Below are 4263 nucleotides of genomic sequence, written 5' to 3'. Positions count from 1 at the left end.
CGCGGCATCCGTCGGTCACGTGCACCTGTCGGTCGGGGATGTCGCGACCGCCCGCGCGTTCTACGTCGACACCCTGGGCTTCGACGCCACCGCGAGCATGGGCAACCAGGCGCTGTTCGTGTCGGCCGGCGGCTACCACCACCACATGGCGATGAACGTGTGGAACTCGCGCGGCGCCGGCCCCCGTATGCCCGCCCTCGGCCTCGGCCGGGTCGAGCTCGCGCTGCCCGACGGCGACGCGATCGGCGAGCTCGGCGAGCGCCTCTCGCACCACGGCATCGCCACCGCGAACGACGGCCGCACCGTCACGTTCGCCGACCCGTGGAACAACGAACTGGTCGCGCACCTCGCCTGAGGCGCGCGGGCGGGTAAGGGAGGCGCGATCACACCGCCCGGTCGGCGATGATGCGCGCGTACGCGAGCGCGGAGTCCTTCGGCGTGCGCTCCTGGGTGTCGTAGTCGACCCGCACGATGCCGAAGCGCTTCTCGTAGCCCCAGGCCCACTCGAAGTTGTCGAGCAGCGACCAGTAGAAGTAGCCGCCGACGTCCACACCCCGCTCGATCGCGGCGTGGATCGCGGCGACATGCCCCTCCAGGAACGCCACCCGGTCGACGTCGTGCACCCGGCGCTCACCGTCATCGACGACGAGCTCGTCGTCGTAGGCGGCGCCGTTCTCGGTGACGAAGAGGCGGGTGCCCGCGGCATCCGCGTACTGGGTCGCGACCCGCACGAGCAGGTCGGTGAGCCCCTCGGGCTGCACCTCCCATCCCATGCCGGTGCGCGGCAGTCCCCGCTCGAACCAGTGCACGTCGTCGGCGGCGGGGAAGGGCGAGGCGCCCTCACGCTCGGTGGGAGCCTGATCGGCGGGCGGCGCCTGCTCGGGCACGCGTCCACCGACGAACTCGTTGTGGTAGTAGTTCACGCCGAGTGCGTCGATCGGCGTCGAGATGACGGCGAGGTCGCCCGGCCGCACGGCCGCCTCGAGCGCATCGACCGCCTCGGGGTCGACGGCGCGGATGTCGTCGACGACGTCCGCGGGGTACGCCCCGAGGAACACCGGGTCGAGAAACCAGCGGTTGAACTGGCCGTCGATGCGGCGGGCGGCATCGAGGTCGCGCGGGTCGGACGGATCGGCGGGCTGAGCGCCGGTGAGGTTGAGGGTGATGCCGAGCGACAGGTCGGCGTCGCGGGCGCGCAGCTGCATCACCGTCTGGCCGTGGCCGAGCAGCAGGTGATGGGCCGCGAGCAGCCCCTCGCGTCGCGAATAGTGGCCGGGAGCATGGAGGCCCGCGGTGTAGCTGAGGAAGGACGAGCACCACGGCTCGTTGAGCGTCGTCCAGACGTTCACCCGGTCGCCGAGGGCGTCGTGCACGTCGAGGGCGTACTCGGTGAAGCGCTCGGCGGTGTCACGCACCGTCCAACCGCCTCGCTCCTGCAGCGCCTGCGGAAGATCCCAGTGATAGAGCGTGAGCCACGGCAGGATGTCGGCGCCGAGCAGTTCGTCGACGAGCCGCGAGTAGAAGTCGATGCCCGCCGGGTTGAGCGCGCCGCCGTCGGGTCGCACCCGTGACCACGACACCGAGAACCGGTAGGTCTGCAGCCCCAGGCGCTTCATGAGCGCGACGTCCTGCGGGTAGCGGTGGTAGTGGTCGCAGGCGGTCTCGCCGTCGTCACCCGCGATGACCGCGCCGGGCACGCGGCAGAACGCGTCCCAGATCGAGTCGCGGCGCCCGTCGACGTGCGCGGCTCCCTCGATCTGGAATGCGGCGGTCGCGGCACCGAAGAGGAAGTCGTCGGGGAAACGGCGGGGGGAGACGCTCATGGCCCCCATTATTGGGCACGTCCGAGCGTTCCTCGAATCGATTCGACGATGGGACGGGAATCTCCCATGTGGAACCTGGATCCCGCATACGGGTCTGCTCGTCGAGTTCGACCCTCGGATGCTCCGGCGCAAAGTATGAGCGTCGGCGATGTGTGAGCTTTGACAGAGCTGTGTAACTGAGAAATGCTGACGCTCATGGGGAACGTGGGGAGGAAGCGCTGGATCGTGCTGCTCGCAGCCACGGTCGCGCTCATCGTTGTCGCCGCCGTCACACCGCCGGCGGTCGGAATCATCATCGCGCTCATCGTGGCGCCGGCGACGATCGTCGTCGCGATCGTCGCCTTCGTGCGAGGCGGCATCAGGGTCGTCGGTCTCTCGACGCGGGGGCTGGCCGCCCTCGCATTCGGCATGGGATTGGTGCTCTTCGTCGGCGCCGCGGCAGCGGCCGGCAGCCGGCTCGACAGGCCGTCGACGCAGCAGGCAGCAGCATCCGCTCCGGCAACGACTGCCTCACAGACACCGGCTGCCCCGACGCCGACGCCGACCTCACTGTCGGACGAGGCGGTCGAGGCGGCGGGCCTCGCCACGGCCGGCGGTGCCAGCGTGGTCGTCTCGACCGCGTCGTCGGGATCGGCGCTCGACGTGCTCGCCACGCTGCCGGTGCAGGCGGCGACCTCGCTCAGCGGCTATTCCCGGGACGCCTTCGGGCCGGCGTGGGCCGACGTCGACAAGAACGGGTGCGACACGCGCAACGACATCCTCGCGCGGGATCTGACCGGCATCACGCGACCGGGCTCCTGCACGGTGACCGCGGGAACACTCACGTCGGCCTACTCCGGTGCGGTGGTGACGTTCACCCGCGGCGAGAAGACATCGCCCCTCGTGCAGATCGATCACGTGGTGTCGCTCGCCGACGCCTGGACCACGGGCGCGCAGACGCTCACGGCCGACCAGCGTCGCAGTCTCGCGAACGACCCTCTCAACCTGCAGGCCGTCGAGGGCGCTCTCAACGAAGCGAAGAGCAACCTGGATGCCGCGGGCTGGCTCCCGCCGCTCGCCGGCTACCGCTGCACGTTCGTCGCGCGGCAGATCGCCGTCAAGAACACCTACGGGCTCTGGGTGACGCCGGCGGAGAAGGCCGCGATGACGTCGGTGCTCGCCTCGTGCCCCGCGCAGCCGACCCCGGCATCGTCGTTCCAGGCGGCGGCCGTCGTCGCGCAGCCGGCACCGGCACAACCCGCTCCCGCTCCGGCCCCCGCCAAGCCCGCACCCGCCCAACCCGCACCCGCCCCGGCACCCGCGAAACCGGTCCCGGCGCCGGCGCAGCCCGCACCCGCCCAACCCGCACCCGCGCAACCGGACGTCGCCTACAAGAACTGCTCCGAGGTGCGCGCGGCCGGCAAAGCGCCGCTGTACCGCGGTCAGCCCGGGTACGCCGCGAAGCTCGACCGCGACGGCGACGGGATCGCCTGCGAGTGAGCGCCCCGCGCGCCTAGACTGGGGGCGAACCCCTGCCCGCGACATCCGGAGCTTCGCAATGCCCACCATCGTCGTCGACGTCATGCCCAAGGCCGAACTGCTCGACCCGCAGGGGAAGGCCGTCACCGGCGCGTTCGCGCGACTCGGCGTCGACGCCTTCAGCGGAGTGCGCATCGGCAAGCGCTTCGAGCTGACCGTCGAGGGCGAGGTGTCCGACGAGGTGCTCGCCGAGGCATCCCGTGTCGCCGCCGAGGTGCTGTCGAACTCCGTCATCGAGGACGTCGTCGGCATCGAGGTCGTCGAGTGACGGTACGCATCGGGGTCGTCACCTTCCCCGGCTCGCTCGACGACGTCGACGCACGCCGCGCGGTGCGCATCGCCGGTGCCGAGCCGGTCGCCCTGTGGCACGCGTCGCACGATCTCGACGGCGTCGACGCGCTGATCCTGCCCGGCGGCTTCAGCTACGGCGACTACCTGCGTGCCGGCGCCATCGCGGCCCTCGCGCCGATCATGCGGGACGTGAAGGATGCCGCGGCGAAGGGCATGCCCGTACTCGGCATCTGCAACGGCTTCCAGATGCTCGTCGAGGCGCACCTGCTGCCGGGCGGACTCATCCGCAACGCGCACCAGCAGTTCATCCGCCGCGACCAGCGCCTGCGCGTCGAGAACACGTCCACCGCGTGGACGAGCGACTTCGCCGACGGTCAGGAGATCGTCATCCCCCTGAAGAACGCGGACGGCGGCTACGTCGCCTCCGACGACGAGCTCGACCGTCTCGAGGGCGAGGGGCTCGTCGCGTTCCGCTACACCTGCGTGAACCCGAACGGGTCGCTGCGCGACATCGCCGGCCTCACCAACCCGGCGGGCAACGTCGTGGGCCTCATGCCGCACCCCGAGCACGCCGTCGAACCCGGCTTCGGTCCCTCGACCGCGGCCGCGATGCGCTCGGGCGTCGACGGTC

5 protein-coding genes are annotated in these 4263 nt (G+C 71.1%); 4 read left to right on the top strand and 1 reads right to left on the bottom strand.

Annotation, left to right across the window (positions count from 1 at the left end; translation table 11 throughout):
* Nucleotides 1–355 (top strand): VOC family protein (locus ASG00_RS16230; RefSeq protein WP_235559035.1); only part of this gene is annotated, 355 nt, incomplete at its 5' end.
* A gap of 28 nt (nt 356–383) precedes the next feature.
* On the opposite strand, the gene ASG00_RS01305 is transcribed toward ASG00_RS16230, so the two are convergent.
* Nucleotides 384–1823, bottom strand: a complete 1440-nt coding sequence (locus tag ASG00_RS01305; RefSeq protein ID WP_056206254.1) for a GH1 family beta-glucosidase — start codon at nt 1821–1823, stop codon at nt 384–386.
* 183 nt (nt 1824–2006) lie between these two features.
* Between ASG00_RS01305 and ASG00_RS01300 the strand changes: the two genes are divergently transcribed.
* From ASG00_RS01300 to purQ, 3 genes are all read left to right on the top strand, one after another.
* Entirely contained in the window at nt 2007–3302 is a 1296-nt protein-coding gene (locus tag ASG00_RS01300; RefSeq protein WP_235557463.1) for an excalibur calcium-binding domain-containing protein, read from the top strand.
* A gap of 58 nt (nt 3303–3360) precedes the next feature.
* The gene (purS, locus tag ASG00_RS01295; protein ID WP_045248005.1) at nt 3361–3609 is read left to right on the top strand and encodes a phosphoribosylformylglycinamidine synthase subunit PurS; all 249 of its coding nucleotides are present in this window, start codon (nt 3361–3363) and stop codon (nt 3607–3609) included.
* On the top strand, nt 3606–4263 hold a 658-nt coding region (purQ, locus tag ASG00_RS01290; RefSeq protein ID WP_056206252.1), incomplete at its 3' end, for a phosphoribosylformylglycinamidine synthase subunit PurQ. The genes purS and purQ, both read left to right, overlap by 4 nt.

Source organism: Microbacterium sp. Leaf351, from assembly GCF_001423825.1.
GTDB classification, from domain to species: Bacteria; Actinomycetota; Actinomycetes; order Actinomycetales; family Microbacteriaceae; genus Microbacterium; species Microbacterium ginsengisoli.
The sequence above is the reverse complement of the archived record's forward strand: the minus strand, read 5'-3'. Positions and strand labels throughout refer to the sequence as shown.